General features: G+C 67.9%; 19 protein-coding genes. 10 read left to right on the top strand and 9 right to left on the bottom strand.

What is annotated here, in order from left to right; translation table 11 throughout:
- Nucleotides 1-14: 14 nt before the first annotated feature.
- From ACZ5YA_RS24355 to ACZ5YA_RS24375, 5 genes are read right to left on the bottom strand one after another with little or no spacing between them, the layout of a single operon-like run.
- A complete protein-coding gene (locus ACZ5YA_RS24355; RefSeq protein WP_464091336.1) occupies nt 15-920 on the bottom strand; it encodes an ArgK/MeaB family GTPase in 906 nt (301 codons plus the stop codon).
- Nucleotides 917-2,044, bottom strand: coding sequence for a CaiB/BaiF CoA transferase family protein (locus ACZ5YA_RS24360; protein WP_059378211.1), 1,128 nt, complete (start codon nt 2,042-2,044; stop codon nt 917-919). The genes ACZ5YA_RS24355 and ACZ5YA_RS24360 overlap by 4 nt, the downstream gene beginning before the upstream one ends.
- Complete coding sequence (locus ACZ5YA_RS24365) at nt 2,041-2,457, bottom strand: cobalamin B12-binding domain-containing protein (RefSeq protein WP_118933575.1); 417 nt, start codon at nt 2,455-2,457, stop codon at nt 2,041-2,043. Before ACZ5YA_RS24365 ends, ACZ5YA_RS24360 begins: the two co-directional genes overlap by 4 nt.
- Entirely contained in the window at nt 2,454-4,076 is a 1,623-nt protein-coding gene (locus tag ACZ5YA_RS24370; RefSeq protein ID WP_118933574.1) for an acyl-CoA mutase large subunit family protein, read from the bottom strand. Before ACZ5YA_RS24370 ends, ACZ5YA_RS24365 begins: the two co-directional genes overlap by 4 nt.
- Entirely contained in the window at nt 4,073-4,852 is a 780-nt protein-coding gene (locus tag ACZ5YA_RS24375; protein ID WP_464091337.1) for an enoyl-CoA hydratase/isomerase family protein, read from the bottom strand. The genes ACZ5YA_RS24370 and ACZ5YA_RS24375 overlap by 4 nt, the downstream gene beginning before the upstream one ends.
- A 184-nt stretch (nt 4,853-5,036) precedes the next feature.
- Between ACZ5YA_RS24375 and ACZ5YA_RS24380 the strand changes: the two genes are divergently transcribed.
- Entirely contained in the window at nt 5,037-5,789 is a 753-nt protein-coding gene (locus ACZ5YA_RS24380; protein WP_059378207.1) for an IclR family transcriptional regulator, read from the top strand.
- A 28-nt stretch (nt 5,790-5,817) separates the two neighbouring features.
- Here ACZ5YA_RS24380 and ACZ5YA_RS24385 read toward each other — a convergent pair whose 3' ends face one another.
- Nucleotides 5,818-6,450, bottom strand: coding sequence for a LysE family translocator (locus ACZ5YA_RS24385; RefSeq protein WP_059378206.1), 633 nt, complete (start codon nt 6,448-6,450; stop codon nt 5,818-5,820).
- A 92-nt stretch (nt 6,451-6,542) separates the two neighbouring features.
- On the opposite strand from ACZ5YA_RS24385, the gene rsmB reads away from it, so the two are divergent.
- From rsmB to ACZ5YA_RS24420, 7 genes are all read left to right on the top strand, one after another.
- Nucleotides 6,543-7,880, top strand: coding sequence for a 16S rRNA (cytosine(967)-C(5))-methyltransferase RsmB (gene rsmB, locus ACZ5YA_RS24390; RefSeq protein ID WP_118933572.1), 1,338 nt, complete (start codon nt 6,543-6,545; stop codon nt 7,878-7,880).
- 40 nt (nt 7,881-7,920) lie between these two features.
- Nucleotides 7,921-8,511 (top strand): DUF4390 domain-containing protein, encoded by a 591-nt coding sequence (locus tag ACZ5YA_RS24395; RefSeq protein WP_306634491.1) that lies wholly within the window; start codon nt 7,921-7,923, stop codon nt 8,509-8,511.
- On the top strand, nt 8,508-10,823 hold the full coding sequence (locus ACZ5YA_RS24400; protein WP_059378204.1) for a sensor histidine kinase: 2,316 nt from the start codon (nt 8,508-8,510) through the stop codon (nt 10,821-10,823). The genes ACZ5YA_RS24395 and ACZ5YA_RS24400 overlap by 4 nt, the downstream gene beginning before the upstream one ends.
- An 11-nt stretch (nt 10,824-10,834) precedes the next feature.
- The gene (locus ACZ5YA_RS24405; protein WP_059378202.1) at nt 10,835-11,527 is read left to right on the top strand and encodes a response regulator; all 693 of its coding nucleotides are present in this window, start codon (nt 10,835-10,837) and stop codon (nt 11,525-11,527) included.
- The gene (trkA, locus tag ACZ5YA_RS24410; RefSeq protein ID WP_059378200.1) at nt 11,524-12,903 is read left to right on the top strand and encodes a Trk system potassium transporter TrkA; all 1,380 of its coding nucleotides are present in this window, start codon (nt 11,524-11,526) and stop codon (nt 12,901-12,903) included. The genes ACZ5YA_RS24405 and trkA overlap by 4 nt, the downstream gene beginning before the upstream one ends.
- A gap of 51 nt (nt 12,904-12,954) precedes the next feature.
- Nucleotides 12,955-14,424 carry a TrkH family potassium uptake protein gene (locus ACZ5YA_RS24415; RefSeq protein ID WP_118935230.1) on the top strand — a complete coding sequence of 490 codons (1,470 nt, stop codon included), beginning with the start codon at nt 12,955-12,957 and terminating at the stop codon, nt 14,422-14,424.
- Nucleotides 14,425-14,732: 308 nt separating this feature from the next.
- Nucleotides 14,733-15,977 (top strand): YbdK family carboxylate-amine ligase, encoded by a 1,245-nt coding sequence (locus tag ACZ5YA_RS24420; RefSeq protein ID WP_059378196.1) that lies wholly within the window; start codon nt 14,733-14,735, stop codon nt 15,975-15,977.
- Nucleotides 15,978-16,035: 58 nt separating this feature from the next.
- On the opposite strand, the gene ACZ5YA_RS24425 is transcribed toward ACZ5YA_RS24420, so the two are convergent.
- Nucleotides 16,036-16,968, bottom strand: coding sequence for a methyltransferase domain-containing protein (locus tag ACZ5YA_RS24425; protein ID WP_059378194.1), 933 nt, complete (start codon nt 16,966-16,968; stop codon nt 16,036-16,038).
- 305 nt (nt 16,969-17,273) lie between these two features.
- Here ACZ5YA_RS24425 and ACZ5YA_RS24430 point away from each other — a divergent pair, with 305 nt between their 5' ends.
- Nucleotides 17,274-17,819: a ComF family protein gene (locus ACZ5YA_RS24430; protein WP_464091338.1), complete on the top strand. Its 546-nt coding sequence runs from the start codon at nt 17,274-17,276 to the stop codon at nt 17,817-17,819.
- An 80-nt stretch (nt 17,820-17,899) separates the two neighbouring features.
- Nucleotides 17,900-18,370 (top strand): tRNA (cytidine(34)-2'-O)-methyltransferase, encoded by a 471-nt coding sequence (locus ACZ5YA_RS24435; protein ID WP_013396662.1) that lies wholly within the window; start codon nt 17,900-17,902, stop codon nt 18,368-18,370.
- 49 nt (nt 18,371-18,419) lie between these two features.
- On the opposite strand, the gene ACZ5YA_RS24440 is transcribed toward ACZ5YA_RS24435, so the two are convergent.
- Nucleotides 18,420-19,412 (bottom strand): Bug family tripartite tricarboxylate transporter substrate binding protein, encoded by a 993-nt coding sequence (locus tag ACZ5YA_RS24440; RefSeq protein ID WP_059378192.1) that lies wholly within the window; start codon nt 19,410-19,412, stop codon nt 18,420-18,422.
- Between the two features lie 47 nt (nt 19,413-19,459).
- Nucleotides 19,460-20,542 carry an NAD(P)H-dependent glycerol-3-phosphate dehydrogenase gene (locus ACZ5YA_RS24445; protein ID WP_464091339.1) on the bottom strand — a complete coding sequence of 361 codons (1,083 nt, stop codon included), beginning with the start codon at nt 20,540-20,542 and terminating at the stop codon, nt 19,460-19,462.
- Nucleotides 20,543-20,585 lie beyond the last annotated feature (43 nt).

Genomic DNA, 20,585 nt, shown 5'->3' on the forward strand with positions numbered 1-20,585 from the left:
CGGGTCCCCGGGGGTCAAGAATCGAGCGTGGCGCCGGCTGCGGCGAGTATCCGGCTCATCTGCTGGCGTAGTGGGGCGTCGAACAAGCCATCGTCCGCGTGCGAGATGGCATGTGCGATGCGCATTTCGAGCATGCGCCGCAGCCGGTAGCGCAGCCGCTCGGCGCGCAGGCGCTGGCGCCGTGCCGGGTCGGTGGCGCGCCAGGCTTGATGCCGGTCTATGGCTTCCGATAGCGCCTGGATCGAGTCCGGTTGCGTGGACGAGGCCAGCAGCACCGGCGCGCGCCACGCTCCCTCCGGTTGCCGGTTCACAGCGGCGATGCGCTGTATGTCGGTGGCCATTCTTTTCGCGCCCGGCAGGTCCGCCTTGTTCACGACGTAGATGTCGGCCATTTCCATGATGCCGGCCTTCATGGCCTGGACCATGTCGCCGCTTTCGGGCAGCAGGACCAGCACCAGCGTGTCGACTTGCGCACGGGCTGCATACTCGGCCTGGCCGATGCCGACCGTCTCCAGAAGCACTTCGTCGAAACCGAACTCGTCCATGATGTCGAGCATCTCGGGCAGGTTGTCGGCCAGCCCGTCGCAAGTGCGGCGCGAACCCAACGAGCGGATGTACAAGTCGTCGATGCCGGCCAGGTCGTCCATGCGCACGCGGTCGCCCAGGATGGCGCCGCCGCTCTTCGGGCTGCTCGGATCGACGGCCAGCACGCCCAGCCGTCCCTGCGGCGCGCGTTCCAGCGCCAGGTGTCCGACCAGGGTGCTCTTGCCGGCGCCGGGAGCTCCTGTGATGCCGATCCGCCGGGCGGCGTGCGACGTCGCGTCGCGCAGCGCGAAGCGCGCAACTTCAGCAGCGTCGGCGTTGGCCATGCGCGTGAGCGCGCGGCTCAGCGCCCAGCGGTCCAGGGGCGGGGCGCTCATGTCCTGACCCTGCCCAGCACTTCGTCGCCGTGCTCGTCCAGCAGCGGGGGCAAGCCATAGGCGGGGGCATACCCCTGGAAGCGGATCGGGCTGGCCACGGCCTGCAGCGGCAGGCGGCCATCGCCCAGTGCCACGACCAGTTCGCGGGCAGCGGTGATGTCGCTGGAAAGCGCCGCATTCAAGGTGCCGACCTCGGCCACCACCACGCCCAGCGGGCTCAGGCGGCGCACCCACGCGCTGGCGGGCGCCTGGCGCAGCACTTGCGCGATGGCGGCGATGACCTCGGCCCTGTGCTTGCGGCGTCCCGCCATGGTGGCGAACTTCGGGTCCGCGATCCATTCGGGGCGACCGATTTCGCCGCAGAAGGTCTGCCAGAATTTGTCGTGGGTGATGAACAGCGTGAGCCAGCCGTTCGCCGTCGCGAAAATCTGCGCCGGCACTACATAGGGGTGCGAGGAGTCCGCCAGGCGCTCTATGGTTTCGCCCGCGTTCAGCGCCGCGCCTGCCAGGTAGTTGAGCTGCGAGAGCATGACGTCGTACATCGCCACGTCGACCTGGCCGCCCTGGCCCTGCACGATCTTGGCCAGCAGTCCTACCGCGGCCACCAGGCCGGCGGAGTTGTCGACCGCCGAATAGCCGGCCTTGGTGGGCGGCGCGTCGGGGTCGCCGGTCAACGCCATGACGCCCGTCATCGCCTGGATGACATAGTCGTAGGCGGGATTGTCCGCGTAGGGGCCGTCCAGTCCATAACCGGTCAACGCCACGCAGACCAGCCGTTCGTTCCAGCGCCGCAGCGCGTCGTAGGTGAGGCCGAGCTTGCGGATGGCCGAAGGCCGCAGGTTGGTCACCAGCGCGTGCGAGGTTTCGACGATGCGCCCCAGCGCCGCGCGACCCTCGTCGCCGGCCAGGTCGAGCACCACGCTCTTCTTGTTGCGGTTCAGGCTGGCGAAGTAGGCGTTGTGCGGGCCCACGAAATGGGGGCTGACGCTGCGACCGATATCGCCTTCGGGCGTTTCGATCTTGATGACCTCGGCGCCCATGTCGGCCAGCATCAGGCCGCAATAGGGGCCGGCCAGCATGTGGCCGACTTCGACGATCCGGATCCCCGCGAGCGGCGCGTTCATGACAGGCTCTGCGCCAGGGCCCGGACCATGTCGTCCAGCGGCATGTCTGCGGTGAAGATCGCCGCCACGCCCAGTTCTTTCAGGTAGGGCCAGTCTTCGGCGGGAATGGTGCCGCCCACGAAGACCTTCACGCCGTGCGCCCGCAGTTCACGCAGCTGCGCCATGACCTCGGCGACCAGCTCTCGGTGGCTGCCGGACAGGATGCTCAGGCCGACCGCGTCCACGCCTTCGTCCACCGCGACCTGCGCGATCTGCAGCGGGCTGCGGCGCAGGCCGGTGTAGATGACTTCCGCGCCTGCGTTGCGCAGTGTCAGCGCGACGATCTTGGCGCCGATATCGTGGCCGTCCAGGCCGGGCTTGCCGATCAGGATACGCTTGGCCGCCAGGGCGGCAGAGGTCTGTTGGGCGCTCATAGATTCACCGGCTCCTTGAATTCGCCCCACTTTTCCTTCAGGCGCTCCACCATTTCGCCCACGGTGGCGTAGGCGTGGCAGCACTCCACGAGGTAGGGCATGATGTTCTCGTTGTCCTTGGCGGCCACGGCGGAAAGCCGGGACAGCGCGCGGTCGACCTCGGATTGGCGGCGCGTGTCCAGTACCCGTTGGTACTTTTCGAGCGCGCGCTCGGCCACGGTCGGATCCAGCTTGAAGACCTCGCCGACCTTGATCTCTTCGTCCGCCTTCCTGAAGTAGTTCTGGCCGATGATCGCGTTGTGGCCGGAATCGGTGTTGAGTTTGCGCTCCAGGCCGCGCTCGGCCAGGCGCAGCTGGATCCAGCCATCCTCGATGGCTGGAATCACGCCGCCGTAGGCGTCGATTTCGTCCATCACCTTGGTGATTTGCGCTTCCATCCGGTCGGTGTGCTGCTCCAGGAAATAGCTGCCGCCCAAGGGGTCGACCGTGCGGCCTATGCCGCTCTCGAAAGCAATGATCTGTTGCGTGCGCACGGCCAGCTCGGCCGAGAATTCGGTGGGGATCTGGAACGCCTCGTCGAAGGCGCAGGTGAAGATGGATTGCGCGCCGCCCAGCACGGCAGCCATGGTTTCCACCGCCACGCGCACGACGTTGTTGTAGGGCTGGGGCGCCACCAGTGAGGAACCGCCGCACACCACGCCGAAGCGGAAGTGCTGCGCTTTCGGGTCCTTCACGCCGTAGCGTTCCTTCATCAGGCGGGCCCAGAGCCTGCGGCCGGCGCGGAACTTGGCGATCTCGTCGAAGAAGTCCATGTGGACGTAAAAGAAGAACGACAGGCGCTTGGCGAACTTCTCGACGTCTCCGCCGCGCGCGCGCAGCTCCTCCACGTAGGCCAGGCCATTGGCCAACGTGTAGGCCATTTCCTCGGCCGCCGTGGAACCGGCGTCGCGCACGTGCGCGCCTGCGATGCTGATGGGATTGAAGCGCGGGGAGACCTCGTTGGAATACAGGATCGAATCCGCGATCAGCCGCATCGAAGGGCGCACCGGGAAGATCCAGGTGCCACGCGCCACGTACTCTTTGAGGATGTCGTTCTGGATGGTGCCGGTGAGCTTTTCGCGCGGAACGTTCTGCTTGTCCGCCACGGCCAGATACATGGCGTAGATGATGGCGGCCGTGCCGTTGATCGTGAACGAGGTCGAGATCTTCGACAGGTCCAGGTCCTTGAACAGGATCTCGGCCTCGCTCAGGTTGGAGAGCGATACCCCCACCTTGCCGATCTCCGGACGCGCCATCGGGTGTACCGGATCCAGGCCGCACTGCGTGGGCAGGTCCAGCGCGACGGACAGGCCGGTCTGCCCTTTTTCCAGCAAGAACTTGTAGCGTTCGTTGGATTCTTCCGCGGTGCCGAAGCCGGAGTACTGGCGTATGGTCCAGAGGCGGCCTTGATAGCCGTCGGGAAAGATCCCCCGCGTGTAGGGATACTCGCCGGGCGCGCCGATGCGGGCGGGATCGACCGCGTCCGCGCCGACGCTGGTGGGGACTTCGATGCCGCTGGGGCTGGTGGAACTCAGTTGCGGTTCCATGTCGCGCGGTTCGCGATTCTGGTCGGCGCTCATTTGGCACTCCTCGCAAGAAACGCGTCGGACGCGCGCCAGTGATCCTCATGCAGCCAGGTGCCGATCGCGTGCTGCCGTTCGACGGCGCGGCGCGCCTCGTACGATGCGCCTTGGCGCCAGGCCGCGGTTTGCGCCTTGATGGCCCGCAGTACCTGCGGCGCGCTGAGTCGCAGCGGCTTGAGGAAGGCCTGCATGTCCGCGCCCGCTGGCCCGTCGGAGACGATGGCGTCGGCCAGGCCCCAGTCCAACGCCAGCGGCGCGTCTATCAGTTCGCCGCGGCTCATCATGCGCATGGCGCGGGCGCCGCCGGCCAATTGGCACAGATCGACGCCGCCGCCCCACACGGACGAGATGGCCAGACGCGCCTGGATGAAGCCGATGTGCGCGTGGCTGGCCAGCATGCGCATGTCGCAGGCCAGGGCCAGCTCGGCGCCGCCGCCGATCGCGTCGCCGTTCAGGTAGGCCAGCACCGGTACAGGGCAGTTGCGCACTGCGTCCAGCGCGGCGCGGGATTGTTCGGCCATGTCGATGGCTGCGGCTTCTTCGCGCACGTCGGCCAGTTCCACCAGATCGCCGCCCGCCGCGAAGAACCGGTCGCCGGCGCCGGTCAGCACGACGAAGCGCGTATCCTTGCGCGCGCCCGCCGCCAGCACTGCCTGGCCGAGTTTGGTGAGCACCGTGCGGGCAAGCGCGTTGTGCTTGTGCGGCCGCTCGATGGTGACCCACACTTCGCCGCCTGCGCGCTCCTCTACCGCGATGTCCTTGTTCGTCTGCACGCTTTCTGATCTCCGTCGAGGTGTATTGCGTGCTGAGGATGGTATGAAGCAAAATATTCGGGAACAAGGACAGTTGTTCGGTATTACGAACAAAATCCTGCGGCAAATCGGGAACGGAACGGATTTATCGGATTTATTCAGCGGGCTGAATTTCGGCTATCCCACTTTCCATGAAGGAAGCGCCATGTCTGGAGTCACGGTGACCGGCGTCGAGCGTGTGCTTGACGTCTTTGAAGCGTTTCAGGCCAACGAACGGCCTTTATCGCTGACCGACCTGGCCGAGGCGGCCGGCATTCCCAAGAGCACCTGCCATGCCATCGTTTCGACGCTGACGGCGCGCGGCTACCTGTACACGCTGAACCGTCCGCGCACGCTGTATCCCACCAAACGCATGTATGACGTGACGAGCGACATCCTGGCCAAAGATCCGTTCATCGAGCACGTCACCCAGGTCCTGGAGCGGCTGCGCGATTCCACGCGCGAAACCGTGATCCTGGGCAAGCGCCTGGGCGAATCGGCGATCTACCTGCAGGTCATCGAGGGGCTGCACTCCATCCGCTATTCGGCCAAGCCCGGGGAGTTCAAGCCGCTGCATTCGAGTTCCATCGGCAAGGCCTTCCTGGGCACCCTGAAGGAGCGCGAGCTGCGCGCATGGCTGGAAGACCAGCAACTGGCCGCGATCACGCCGGAGACCAAGACGGAGCATGCGGCGCTGATCCAGGACATTCTGGAAAGCCGCAAGAACGGCTATTTCGTGACCCGGGGCGAGAACGTCTACGACGTGTGGGCAGTCGCGACGACGCTTACCATCAACAACGAGACGCTGGCCGTGGCGGTTGCCGGACCCAAGCACCGCATGGAGGGCAACGTGGCCGAGTGTGCCAAGCTGCTGGTGGCGACCTGCAGCTTTTTGTCGCGACAGCTGGGGCGGGCCTAGCGGGCGGCCTCGCCGCGGGGAAAACCGCTCAAGGCGCGCTGCGCCGGTACAAGGCCAGGGTCCCCGCCAGCCCAATCAGCAGCCCCCCGCAGACGCGGTTCAGCCAGCGCAGGCCGGCGCCCTGGAAGGCGCGCACCATCTGGGCGCCCAGCGCGGCGTAGGCCAGCATCACGGCAATGTTCATCAGCGCCATGACCCCGGCCAGCACGGCGTATTGCGCCAGCAGAGGGGCGGCCGGATTGATGAACTGGGGCAGGAAGGCGGACATGAACAGCAGCGCCTTGGGGTTGGTCAGCGCCACCGCGAAGCTGCGCAGGCCTAGCGCCAGGCCGGCCGGACGCCGGGCGTCCGCCTGGGCGGCAGGCATGACCAGCGCCGCGTCCGAGCGCAGCATCTTCCAGCCCAGATAGGCCAGATAGGCCGCGCCCACCCATTTGATGAGCTGGAAGGCGATTTCGGACGCCGCCAGCACCACGCCCAGGCCCGACGCCACCGCGCCGATCAGGATCAGGTCGGCCAGTACCGCGCCGGCCATGCCCCAGCAGGCCGCGCGCACGCCGTGGCGCGAACCGTTGCTCATGGCGAGCAGGACGGTGGGGCCTGGCGTGATGATGGTGACGGCCGAGGCCAGGATGAAGAGCAGCAGGGTGGCGAGGGTCATGAGGGGCTCCGTGGCTGGGGCCAGTGTGCCGTGACGGCCGCCATTCGTCCAGGTCCGGCTACCATAGCGGTCTTATCTCCTGAATTTGCATCATGTCCACGCGTTCCGACTCCCCCAATCTGGCCCCTCCGCTGTCCTCCGTCCTGCTTTCCAGCGCGGAGGTGGTCGAGGGCGTGCTGGACGGCCGCTCCCTGACGGACGCGCTGGCCGGCGTGGAATCGTCCTTGCGGCCCGCCACGCAGGCCGTGTCGTTCCATGCGATGCGCTATCTGGGCTGGGCCGACGCCGTGGGCCGCGAGATGGTGCAGCGCTATCCCAGCGTGCTGTTCGAATCGCTGCTGCTGGTGTCGCTGACCCTGCTGAAGGAAGAGGGCGACGCCGCGGCAGCCCTGCCGGGCATGCCGGTCTACGCGGCGCACACGGTGGTGGATCAGGCCGTGACGGCGGCCTCCCGCAGCCGCGCCCTGGCTTCCTATAAGGGCATGCTCAACGCCTGCCTGCGCCGTTTCCTGCGCGAGCGCGCGGCGCTCGAGGCTGCCGTGGCGGATAGCCCCGAGGCCCAATGGAACCACCCCGGCTGGTGGGTCAAGCAGCTGAGCGTGGCTTACCCGCGCGAGTGGCGCGAGATCCTGGCCGCGGCCAACCTGCCAGCGCCGCTGACGCTGCGCGTCAACCGCCGCCGCGCCAGCCGCGAACAGGTGTTGGCCGCCTTCCAGGCCGTGGGCCTGGCGGCCGAGCCCGTGGGCCAGTCCGGCCTGGTGCTGGCCACGCCCAAGCCGGTGGCGCAATTGCCCGGTTTTGCCGAGGGCTGGTGGTCGGTGCAGGACGCCGGCGCGCAGCTGGCGGCCGAGCTGCTGGCGCCCGCCGATGGCATGCGGGTGCTGGACGCCTGCTCGGCCCCCGGCGGCAAGACCGCCCACCTGCTGGAGCTGGCCGATATCGACCTCTTGGCGCTGGATGCCGATGCCGACCGGTTGGCCCGCGTCGGGCAGAATCTGGACCGGCTGGGCCTGGCAAGCGACCGTGTCCAATTGAAAGCGGCGGATGCGGCGGACCTGGACGCCTGGTGGGACGGCAAGCCGTTCGACGCCGTGCTGGCCGACGTGCCCTGCACGGCCTCGGGTATCGTGCGCCGCCATCCCGACATCCGCTGGCTGCGGCGCGAGAACGACGTGCGTCGCACCGCCACCCTGCAGGCCAGCATCCTGGACGCGCTCTGGCGTACCGTGGCGCCCGGCGGGCGGCTGCTCTACGTGACCTGCTCGATCTTCCCGATCGAGGGCACGCGCCAGGCGCTGGAGTTCATGCAGCGCCACCCGGAGGCGCAGCGGCTGGACGCGCCCGGCCAATTGCTGCCAGTTGCGGTCGATGCAACACCTGCGGCGCAGCGCGACGGGTTTTTCTACGCCTTGTTTGCCAAGCAGTCCTGAATCGCCAAGAATAGGGGGCATGACGTAGTTCCGGTGCCGTATGTCCATTATTCCGCGCTTATTTCTCGGGTTGTTGCTCGCATCTGCCTTGCTTTCCTTCGTGCCGGGCGGGCAGGCGCATGGGGCTGAACCCAAAGTCACCGAAGTTCGCCCGGCGGTGCGCGACGGCAAATTGGAAATCGACGCGGACATCGAGTTCGAACTGAACCAGCAACTGCGGGACGCGGCCCAGCGTGGTGTTCCGCTCTACTTAACCGCTGATCTCAACATCAACCGCGAGCGCTGGTGGTGGTTCGACAAGTCCCTGGTCGACACGTCCCGCACCTGGCGCATCATCTACAACGCCCTGACCCGGCAATGGCGGGTGGGCGTGGGCGAACTGACCTTCCCCGTCGCCTCGCTGGATGACGCCATGGGGGTCATCCGGCACATCCGCAATTGGCCGGTGGCGGATGCCGCCGACTTCGATGCGGGTGTGCTGTACGGCGGCCAGTTGCGCCTGCGCCTGGATACGTCGCTGTTGCCGCGGCCCTTCCAGGTCAACGCCCTGAACAGCAGCTCCTGGGTACAGTCGACGCCGTGGATGGACTTCACGTTCGTGCTCAGCGACAAGGAGAAAGACCCGTCATGAGGCTTGTGCTTCGGCTGGCCCTGATGGTTGGCGCCGCAAGCGGCCTGGCATTGCTGGGGCTGCTGGCGTGGTCCACCGGCAATGCCTCGCGCTTTGCGCGCTACTACGACACGCTGCTGGTGCTGAACGGCATTTTTGCGCTGGCGCTCTTCATCTGGGTGGTGGCGCTGACCGTGAGGCTGGCGCGGCAGATCCGCCGGCGTCAGTTCGGCGCGCGGCTGACGGCCCGCTTTTCCCTGGCGTTCGCGCTGATCGGCGTGGTGCCCGGCGCCCTGATCTACACCGTGTCGGTGCAGTTCATGTCGCGCTCGATCGAATCCTGGTTCAACGTGCGCGTGGACACGGCGCTGGAGGCGGGCCTGAACCTGGGCCGGGCCGCGCTGGACTCGCTGCTGGCCGACCTGGACGCGCGCGCGCGCTCCATGGCCATGGAACTGAACCGCAGCTCCGACAGCGGCGTGACGCTTGCCTTGACGCGGCTGCGCGAGGCCAACGGCGTGCAGGAAGCCATGGTCTTCACCGGCAGCGGGCGCATGATCGCGTTCTCCACCAGCCAGTACGGGCAACTGCTGCCGGCGACGCCGCCGTCCACCGTCATGAACCAATTGCGGCTGGCGCGCGGCTATTCCGCCGCCGAGGCCGATGACCCCGTGACTCCCGGCGCCGAAGGTGGGCTGCATCTGCGGGTGGTGATCCCGCTGACGGGCCCCGACCGCTACGACAACCTGTTGGGGGCGGCGTCCGAACCGCGCTGGCTGCAGCTGCTGCAGCCGGTGCCCGAGCAGATCGCCCATAACGCCAATCTGGTGCAGCAGGGTTTTCGCGACTACCAGGAGCTGGCGCTGTCGCGGCTGGGCCTGCGCAAGCTGTATGGCATCACCCTGACCCTGGCCTTGCTGCTGGCGGCCTTCGGCGCCATCGCGGTGGCGCTATCGCTGTCCAAACGGCTGGTGCGCCCGCTGCTCAGCCTGGCGGGCGGCACGCAGGCCGTGGGCGTGGGCGACTACCGGCCTTTGCCCGAGCCGCCCGAGCGCGACGAAGTCGGCCAGCTCACGCGTTCCTTCAATGCCATGACGCGCCAGCTCGACGAGGCCCGCCGCATGGTCGAGAGCAACCGGCAACAGCTGGAACGCTCCAATGTCTATCTGGAAAGCGTGCTGTCGAACCTGTCCTCCGGGGTGCTGGTGTTCGACGAATCGTTCCGCGTCACCACCGTCAACCAGGGCGCCCAGACCATCCTGGGCGCGGACCTGCGTTCGGTGATCGGCCGGCCGCTGGAGACGGTGGCCGGCATGCTTGAGTTCGCCAACATCGTGCGGCAGGCCTTTTCCGCCCATGCCGCGGTGGGTTCCGAGCGCCAGCACTGGCAGCAGCAATTCGAGATCGCTCCGGGCCAGGATGACGCGCCCGCCGGGGCGCAGCCCCTGACCCTGCTGGCGCGCGGCACGCATCTGCGCGTGGATGGGCGCGGCAACGGCTATTTGGTGGTGTTTGACGACATCACCGAAGTGATCTCGGCCAACCGGACCGTGGCCTGGGGCGAGGTCGCCCGCCGGCTGGCGCACGAGATCAAGAACCCGCTGACGCCGATCCAGCTGTCGGCCGAGCGCCTGGCGATGAAGCTGGAGGGCAAGCTGCCGCCCGCCGAGGCCCAGATCGTGGAAAGGTCCACCAATACCATCGTCAACCAGGTGGCATCGCTCAAGCAGATGGTGGACGATTTCCGCGAATATGCCCGCACGCCGCCAGCCGTGATGCAGCGCATCGACTTCAACGCCCTGGTGGCGGACGTGCTGTCGCTGTACGGCTGGGAGCCCGAAGGCGGTGCGTCGCGCCTGGCCGAAAAGGCCCTGAATCTGGACGTGACGCTGGCGCCGGACCTGCCGCTCATCGAGGGCGATCCCACCCAGTTGCGCCAGGTGATCCACAACCTGATGTCCAATGCCCGCGACGCGATCGCCGAGCAGGGCGGGCAAGGGCGGGTCAGCGTGACCACGCAGCTCATGCGCAGCGAGCAGCCCGACCGGGCGGCCCATCAGGCGCTCAGATTCACGGTCGCCGATACGGGCCCGGGCTTTCCTCCCCAGGTCATGCAGCGCGCGTTCGAGCCCTACGTCACCACCAAGTCCCACGGGACTGGGTTAGGATTGGCAATCGTACGCAAGATCGTGGAAGAACACGGCGGGCGTATCGACCTTGCGAACCGCAAGGAAGGGGGCGCGCGGATCTCCATATTGTTGACCCGGCTGGCTTCCGAGGCCGATACTATGGACGCGACCGCGCAAGAAAAGGATAATGCGGCTACGCAATAGGTGGATGCTTTATGGCCAGAATTCTGGTGGTTGACGACGAAGTCGGTATACGCGAGCTTTTGTCGGAAATCCTATACGACGAAGGACACACGGTCGAGCTGGCTGAAAACGCGGCGCAAGCGCGCGCCGCACGCTTGCGCATGCGTCCTGACCTGGTGTTGCTGGACATCTGGATGCCGGACACGGACGGCGTCAGCCTGCTCAAGGAATGGGGCTCGCAAGGTCTGTTGGACATGCCCGTGATCATGATGAGCGGCCATGCCACCATCGACACGGCAGTCGAGGCCACGCGCATCGGCGCCATGGACTTCCTTGAAAAACCGATCACGCTGCAGCGTCTGCTGAAGACCGTCGCCGCCGGCCTGGCGCGCGGGCGCGCGCCGCATCCGGCGCCTGCCGCCGCGCATCCGGCCGTCGCCAGCGCCGCGGTGGCGCTGGAAGACGAGCTCGATCCCCCGGTCGCCGCCGCCGCGCCGGCCAACGAAGTTCCGGTCACGTCCAACGGCCAACTCGGCAGCATTTCGCTGGACCAGCCGCTGCGCGAGGCGCGCGACGAATTCGAGCGCATCTATTTTGAATACCACCTGGTCCGCGAAAGCCACAGCATGACCCGCGTGTCGGAACGCACGGGGCTGGAACGCACCCACCTGTACCGCAAGCTCAAGCAATTGGGCATCGAGTCCGCCCGCAAGCGGAGCTCATGAAGATCCTGATCATGGGCGCTGGTCGCGTAGGCACCAGCGTGGCCGAGAACCTGGTGTCCGAAGAGAACGACATCACGGTGATCGACTCGGATCCTGTCCAGCTCCAATACCTGCAAGAACACTTCGACCTGCGTGTCGTCCATGGCGACGGCTCGCAGGTATCGGTGCTGGAGGCCGCCGGCGCCGCCGACACCGATCTGCTGATCGCCTGTGCGGCCTCGGATTCGGCCAATATGGTGGCCTGCAAGATCGCGCGCCAGCTGTTCAACATTCCCCGCCGCATCGCCCGCATCCGCTCGGTCGAGTTCGCCGAGCACCCGGAACTCATGAGCGAAGAGGGCTTCTGCATCGACGCCCTGATCAGCCCCGAGCGCAGCGTCACCACCTATCTGCACAGCCTGATCGAGTTCCCCGAGGCTTTGCAGGTGGTGGAGTTCGCCGAAGGGCGGGTCAGCGTCGTGACCGTGCGGGTCGGGGCGGGCAGCCCGATGGCCCATTCGCCGGTCGACAAGCTGCGCGACGTCTGGCCCGACGTGAAAGCGCGCGTGATCGACGTGCTGCGCGGCGGCCGGCCGCTGCGGGCTGGCAGCGGCACCGTCATCGCCCCGGGCGACGAGGTGGTGCTGGTGGTCGACTCGCGCGATGCGCGCCGCGCCGTGCGGCAGCTGCGCGAGGCCGAGCGCGCCGTGCGCCGCGTGATGATCGCGGGCGGCGGCAATATCGGCCTGCGCCTGGCGCGCCAGCTGGCCGAGGAAAAATACAGCGTCCGCATCATCGAGCGCGACCAGAAGCGCTGCGAATACCTGGCGACCCAGCTGCCCGACAGCGTGCTGGTGCTGCACGGCAGCGGCACCGACGAAGCGCTGCTGGAACGCGAGAACATCGAGGACATGGACACCTGGCTGGCGCTGACCAGCGACGACGAGGACAACATCATGTCCTCGCTGCTGGCCAAGCGCCTGGGCGCGCGCAAGGTGATTGCGCTGATCAACCGCCAGGCCTACGGCGAACTGATGCAGGGCAGCCATATCGACATCGCGGTGTCGCCGTCCCAGGCCACCATGAGCGAACTCCTGCGGCACGTGCGCCGCGGCGACGTGGCCGCCGTGCACCGGCTGCGCCAAGGCGTGGCGGAAGCGCTGGAGGCCATCGCCCACGGCGACCGCTCCACCTCCAAGGTGGTGGGGCGCGCGGTCGGGCAGATCAGCCTGCCCAAGGGCGCCAGCATCGGCGCCCTGGTGCGGGAAGACGAAATCATCCTGCCGGACGCCGACACCGTGATCGAATCCGACGACCACGTCATCGTTTTCGTGCCCTCGCGCCGGCAGATGCCGCGCGTGGAAAAGCTGTTCCAAGTCTCGGCGTCGTTCTTCTGATGCGCGCCGCCTCCTTCCTACTGCGCGGGCCGCGCGCGGCCGGATAGCTCCATGAAGCGCGTTCTGGGCACCCTCTACATCCTGGGCCTGACGATGGTGATGTTCGCGCTCACCATGCTGATCCCGCTGACCGTCGCCTACGTGGGCGGCGACGGCGCGCGCGAGGCCTTCCTGGACGGGTTCCTGATCTCGGTGGGCATAGGCGGGGGCCTGGCCGCGATAACGCGCCGCGCCCGCTGCGAGCTGCGGGCGCGCGATGGCTTCGTGCTGGTGTCGGCCGTGTGGGCGGGCCTGCCCCTGCTGGCGGCCATTCCGCTGCTGCTCTACTTCCACGGCGCCGGCTTGCCGCTGTCGTTTACCGGCGCCTATTTCGAGGCCATGTCGGGCCTGACCACCACCGGCGCCACCGTCCTGACCAATCTGGACACCTTGCCCCCGTCGATCAACCTGTGGCGGGCCACGCTGATCTGGATCGGCGGCATGGGCATCCTGGTGCTGGCCGTGGCCATTCTGCCCCTGCTCGGGGTGGGCGGACACCAGGTGGTGCGGGCGGAAACGCCCGGGCCGATGAAGGACGAACGGCTCACGCCCCGCATCGCCAGCACCGCCAAGGCGCTGTACGCGGTCTATTTCGTGTTCTCCATCCTGTGCTTCCTGGCCTATCGGGCGGTCGGGCTGTCGTGGTTCGAGGCCTGGTGCCATATGGCCACCACCATGGGCCTGGGCGGCTTTTCGACCTGGGACGATGGCTTCGCCCATTTCGATTCGGTGGCGGTGGAAATGGTGGCGATGGTGTTCATGCTGATCGCGGGCATCAACTTCGCTACCCACTTCAACGCCTTCCGCCAGCGCAGCGCGCGCGCCTACGTGCGCTGTCCGGAGGCGATTCCCTACCTGGTGGTGGTCTTGGGAGTGGGGCTGGTCATCTCGGTGTTCCTGTTCCTGAAAGGGGTCTATGAAGACCCGCTGCAGGCGCTGCGCTACGGCATGTTCAACACGATTTCCATGGCGACCACCACGGGCTACGCCAATACCGACTTCGCGCAGTGGCCGCTGTTCGCGCCGCTGACCATGCTGCTGCTGTCGGGCTTTGCCACGTCGGCCGGGTCGACCGGGGGCGGCATCAAGATGATCCGGGCGATCCTGCTGGTTAAGCAGGCGCGCAACGAGCTGGTAACAATGTTGCACCCGCACGCGGTCAGTCCGGTGCGTATCAATGGCCGCGCGGTCGAGACCCGCACCATGTCGTCGGTGCTGGCCTTCATGCTGTTCTACGGCCTTTCCATCGCCGTTTTCACCAGCCTGCTGCTCCTGTCCGGCCTGGATCCGATCACCGCCTTCTCGGCCGTTTTCGCCAGCGTCAACAACACCGGCCCCGGCCTGGGCCCGGTAGGCCCCATGGGCAACTTCGCCGTCCTGTCCGATTTCCAGATCTGGGTCTGCACCTTCGCGATGCTGATCGGGCGCCTGGAACTGCTGACGGTGCTGGTGCTGTTCACCCCTATTTTTTGGCGGAAATAGTTCAGGGATAACCCTTATAAGGGTTGTCCCACCCCCTCTCGGAAGCCCCTTGAGCGCTTGCTGTCCGGCTGCCGCAGGCCGGGAGGCCGCGCCGTTTCTATGCCGTGAGCGCTCGCTCACTTTCCTTCACAGGGAAAAACCGATTGCTTCGTGATGTTGCACATAAATGTCACGATTTTCCATCTTCTTGCCACAAAACAGCGGCTATCATGCGTGCACAAGCTGCCGTCTAGTGCCCCCCGGGCTGTTTCCGGGCTTCAAGGTCGAACGGCGCACACCCTCATCAAACATTCAGAAAGGAGTCCGAGATGGAACAGATCCCGTTCATTTCGTCGGCCCCCAACACCCTGGGCATCGAGCTCGAGCTGCAACTGATAGACCCGCGCAGTTTTGACCTGACCGCAGCCTCGGACGAGCTGCTGGCCCAAATGGCCAACCACCCCATCGCCGACCGCGTTAAACCGGAAATCACGCGGTCCATGATTGAACTGAATTCCTCGGTGCACGAGCACCCCATGGGCCTCCTGGCCGAGATGCGCGAAATGCGCGACGCGCTGATCGAAGCGGCGGACGCCGTGGGCGTGTCGGTCGCCGGCGGCGGCGCCCACCCCTTCATGCGTTGGCAGGAACGGTCCATTTCGGACACCCCGCGCTTCCAGTACCTGGCCGAAATGTACGGTTACCTGGCGCGTCAATTTACGGTCTTCGGCCAGCATATCCACCTGGGCGTCAAGAGCGGCGACGATTCCATCAAACTGTTGCGCCGCCTGTCGCCCTATGTGCCGCACTTTATCGCCTTGTCGGCCTCGTCGCCCTATTGCGAGGGGGTGGACACCTTGTTTTCGTGCTCGCGCCTGAACGCGGTCAACAGCTTCCCGCTGGCCGGCCACATGCCGCCCGAAGTGAAGGACTGGTACCAGTTCGAGGCCCATCTGGCGCAGCTGCGCGCCTATGGCCTGGCGGAAAGCATCAAGGACCTGTACTGGGACATTCGTCCCAAGCCGGAATTCGGCACCGTCGAAATCCGCGTATGCGACACGCCGCTGACGGTCGAGCGGGCTTGCCAGCTGGCAGCCTTCGCCCAGGCCCTGGCGGTGCTGCTGATGCGCGAGGGCGACCCGGGCGACGGCGCTTGGCTGTCCTACCGCAGCAACCACTTCCAGGCCTGCCGCTTCGGTCTGCAGGGCAGCTATGTGACGCCGGACGGCCAGCGTCTGCGGCTGATGGACCACCTGCGCAACCTGTTCCAGCGCCTGATGCCGGTGGCGGAAGAGCTGGGCACGGGTGACATGATCGCTGCCCTGCGCGACGAATCCATGCGCAGCGGCAACGATTCCCGCTGGCTGCGCAGCCAGTTCCACCGCTTGCGCGACCTGCCGCTGGTGGTGGAGGCCATGTCGAACGCCTGGCGCGGCGCGGCCTCGCCTGGCGTAGGGCCCGCGGAACCGACGGCAGTCTTGAGGCGCCGTATTCGCGCAACCTCAGAGCCTATGTCGGCGCTGCCGGCTTCCGAGCCCGGGGTCAGCGTGCCGATGCCGGAACGGCTGCACTAGGCGGGAAGGCCGGCGCTCGCAAGGCGCCGGCTCCGCCGGTCAGCCTCTGCCGCCCCGCTCAGGGCGCGCGGTGCCGGCCGCCAATCGCGCTGACCGACAGCCGGGTTTCACCGGCCACGGTGCGATGCGCGGCGGCGCGCCAGGCGTGGCCGTAGGCGACTTCAATGCTCAGGACAATCAGGCCGTCGGGCCGGCGCTGCGCTTCCAGCGCGGCGCAGAGGCGGTCGCGCCAGTCGCGGCCCACCAGCCCGCCGCGCCGGCCTTCGGCCGGGTTGCCGCCCAGTGCGCGCACGTCCTGCAGCAGCTTTTCCGGGCTGCGGTAGGTCAGGGTCAGGATCTCCTGGTCCATGACCGGATCCGCGAAGCCGTTTTCCACCAACAGGTCGCCGAAATCATGCATGTCCACGAAGGACGGCGTGGCCGTGCGCAGTCCGGCGTCGTCCAGGGCCTGGCGCAGCTCGCGCAGCGTGGCCGGCCCCAGACAGGAGAACATCGCCAGCCCGCCGACTTTCAGGACGCGCCGCCATTCCGCCAGCACGGCGTGCGGGGCGCGGTGCCAGTGCATGGCCAGGTTGGACCACACCAGTTCGAGTGATTCGGGCGCCAGGCCCGTCGCCGCCAGGTCGGCGTTGACGAAGGCAGGGGCGGCCGGGCCGCGGCGCGCCAGCTTGCCGATCCAGGCCGACAGGCCGGCGGGGGCGTAGCGCTTGCGCGCCTGTTCCAGCAGCGGTTCGCAGTTGTCCAGGCCGGTGTAGGCGGCGTCGGGATAGCGTTCGCGCAGCAGCGGCAGGTTGTCGCCTGCGCCGCAGCCCGCGTCCAGCATGGCTTGCGGCTGGACCCGAATGTATTGCAGGCGGCCCAGCATGCGGCGGGCGACTTCCCCGTACAGGAACTGGGCCTCGGCCAGGTCGCCGCGGCGGGCGAATTGCCGGGGTACGTCAGCGCTGACGATGGGCAGGGAGGGGAGCGTTGCGGATTCTGGCAGGGACATTTCGGTCGCGCCCGCGTCTGCAACGCGGGCGGATCATGGTTTCATGAGGGATGGCATCCATTATTGCGCATCCCGGCCGCGGCTTCCGATTGCCCCTACGGGCCATGGGGCGGTGGCTGCTGTCGCGGGTCGGTTGCGATTGCCCCTTGTGCGGCGCCCGGGTGGCGGGTGCGCGGCTTTGCGCGGGCTGCGAGGCGGATATCTGCGGCGATGCTCTCCACCGGGCCGTGGCCGGGGCCGGGGCCGGGGCCCCGGCCGTCGCGCGCGGCCATGCTCCGCGCCGCTGCCCTTTTTGCGCCCTGCGGTTGCGTCCGGACGCGCCGCACTGCGCCGCCTGCCTGGGCGCGCCCCGGGCGTTTTCGCGCACGATTGCCGCCTTCGACTACGCGCCGCCCGCCGACACCCTGATCCTGATGCTGAAGACCCGCCTGCGGCTCAGCATGGCGCCGGTGTTGGCCCGGTTGATCGCGGCTGCCGTCGCCCGCGACGGTCCGGTACCGGACGGCGCCTTGCTGGCGGCCGTTCCCGCCAGCCGCGCATCGCTGCGCCAGCGTGGCATGAATCCGGCCGGTGAAATTGCGCGCAGCCTGGCGGCGGAGCTGGGGCTGCCGCTGGCGCGCGGGCTGCTGCGGCGCCGGCGCGAGACGCCCCGGCAGACCGCACAGGGCCGCCAGGCTCGCCGGCTCGGGGCGCAGAACCTGTTTTATTGCGTGGGCGACGTGCGCGGCCGGCAGCTGCTATTGGTGGACGACGTCATGACCACCGGCAGCACCGCCAACGCGGCCGCCGCCGCGCTGCGGGCGGCGGGCGCGGCGGACGTCACGGTGCTGGTGGCCGCGCGCACGCCCTGAGCCGGCCCGCAGGCAAATCGGCGACAATTCCCGGTGTGCGGCGACGTTTCCGCCGCAAGCCGTCCCGAGTCCCGAGCACCATGTTCCACGTCATCCTCGTTTGTCCCGAAATCCCGCCCAATACCGGCAACGCCATCCGCCTGTGCGCCAATACGGGCGCGCAATTGCACTTGGTGCGTCCCTTGGGCTTCGAGCTCGACGACGCCCGCATGCGCCGCGCCGGTTTGGATTACCACGAATGGCAGCCGGTCCGCGTGCATGACACGCTGCAAGAGGCCCTGGCCGATACCGGCGCCGCGCCGTCCAGCATCTACGCGCTGACCACGCACGCGCAGCGCAGCGTGGCGGACATCGGCTTCAAGCCGGGCGACGTGTTCGTGTTCGGCCGCGAAACCGCGGGCCTGTCGGAGGAACATCAGGCGATGTTCCCGCCCCAGCAGCGCCTGCGCCTGCCGATGCGCGCCGGCCAACGCAGCCTGAACCTGTCCAATGCGGTCGCGGTGACGGTGTTCGAGGCCTGGCGCCAGCAGGGGTATGAAGGGGGAGTGTGACGGGGCGCGCTGAATCCGGCGCGCCCGGCCCGTCACGGCTGGGCTGCAATCAGTCCAGCGACAGATTCAACTTCTCGATCACCTGATCCCAGCGCGCCTTTTCATTCTTGATGCGGGCGGTCAGGGCTTCGGGCGTGGACGGCGCGGGCGTGAAGTACTGCAGCGCCAGCTGCTTGCGCACCGCGTCGCTGCCGATGATGCGCGCCAGCTCGCTGTTGAGCCGTTCGACGATGGGCGTGGGCGTGCCGGCCGGAACCAGCACGGCGTTCCAGGAAATGGCTTCAAAGTCCGGATAGCCCTGGGACGCCATCGTCGGCACGCCCGGCAGTGCCTCGCTGGGCTGCAGGCTGGTCACGGCCAGCAGCTTCACCTTGCCGTCGCGCGCCTGGGGCACGGCGATGGCCGGCACCATGAAGCCGGCCTGGACGTCGCCGCCGATGATGGCCGAGATGACCTGCGGGAAGCCGGAATAGGGGATGTGCGCCAGGTCCACGCCCGCGCTTTCCTTGAACATCTCCATCGCCAGGTGGGCCGAGCTGCCCGGGCCGACGGAACCGTAGTTCAGCGAATTGCCGCGGCCCTTCACCAGCGCGACGAAGTCCTTGACGTTATCGACCTTCAGGCTGCTGGGCACGACCAGCACGTTGGGGCTGGTGCCCACCAGCGATACCGGCTGCAGATCGCGCAGCGGGTCGTAGCCCAGCGTCTTCTTGTACAGCGTGGGGGCGGTGACCAGCGGGCCGTTGATCGTGTAGAGCAGCGTGTAGCCGTCTGGCTTGGCCTGCGACACGATGCGGGTGCCGATGTTGCCGCCCGCGCCCGGCTTGTTGTCGATCACGATGGGCTGGCCCAGCGCCTGCGACAGCGGTTCCGAGATGGTGCGCGCCAGAATGTCGGGCGACGAGCCGGGCGGGAAGGGCACGACCATGTGGATCGGACGGTCGGGCCAGTCGGCGTGGGCGGCGGCCGGCAGAATCGCGGCCAGGCTCAGGCACAGGCCGCGTAGCAGCGGGCCGACCCGGAACTTGCGGGCTTGCGTCATGAAGGATGTCTCCTCGGGTTGTGCGGGGTATTTGTTTTTGGGGCGACTCAGTGGGGCCGGTCGTCCGGCGCCGCTTCCGGCTGGTTGGCTACCCCGCTTTCGTAGCGGGCGTCGCGCGCCAGCAGGGCGGACACGGCCGTCATGGGGGCCACGCCGTCGAACAGCACGGCGCAGACGGCTTCGGTGATGGGCAGTTCGACGCCGATGGCGCGGGCGCGGTCCAGCGCAGCGCGCGCGCAGCGCACGCCTTCGGCCGTGATGCCGCTGGCCAGGATGTCGGCCAGCTTGCGGCCGGCGCCGATCTCCAGGCCCACGCGGCGGTTGCGCGACAGCTCGCCGGTCGCGGTCAGGACCAGGTCGCCCAGGCCGGTCAGCCCGGCGAAGGTCTCGGCCTGCGCGCCCAGCGCCACGCCGAAGCGGGTCATCTCGGCCAGGCCGCGGGTGATCAGCGCGGCGCGGGCATTGGTGCCCAGGGCCAGGCCGTCGCCGATGCCGCAGGCGACCGCGATCACGTTCTTCAGCGCGCCGCCCACTTCCACGCCGACCAGGTCGGTGCTGGCATACACGCGCAGCGCCGCGCCATGGAAGGCGGCGGTGGTGGCGTCGCGCAAGGCGGGGCTGTCGCTGGCCACGGTCAGCGCGACCGGCAGGCCCTGCGCGACTTCGCGCGCGAACGAGGGGCCCGACAACGCGCCGCCAGTGGCGCCGGGCAAGGCCTCGCGCATGATTTCATGGGGCAGCCTGGCCGTGTCGGCTTCAAAGCCCTTGCACGTCCAGACGATGGGCGTGTCCTGTAATCCCAGCGCGGGCAGCCGGCGGGACAGCTCGCCGCAGATGGCGGTCAGGCCGGCCACGGGCACGCCCAGCACGATCAGGCGGCGCGCGCCGTCTTCTTGCAGGCTGCGCAGCGTGGCGTCGAGATCGGAGGAGATATTCAGTGCCTGCGGCAGGGCGATGCCTGGCAGGTAGCGCGCGTTTTCGTGCGAGGCCGCCATGTCGGCGGCCTGCGCGGCATCGCGCGCCCAGAGTACGGTGGCGTGGCGGCGGCTGGCGGCCGCCGCCAGCGCGGTGCCCCAACTTCCCGCACCCAGGACGGCGACGCGCAGGCGTGGCTGGATGGGATTTTTCATCGCCGAGCCGCCTCAAGATGAAAAGCGCCCCCACGGGGGGCAG

This window comes from Achromobacter sp. JCM 18799 (assembly GCF_055395645.1).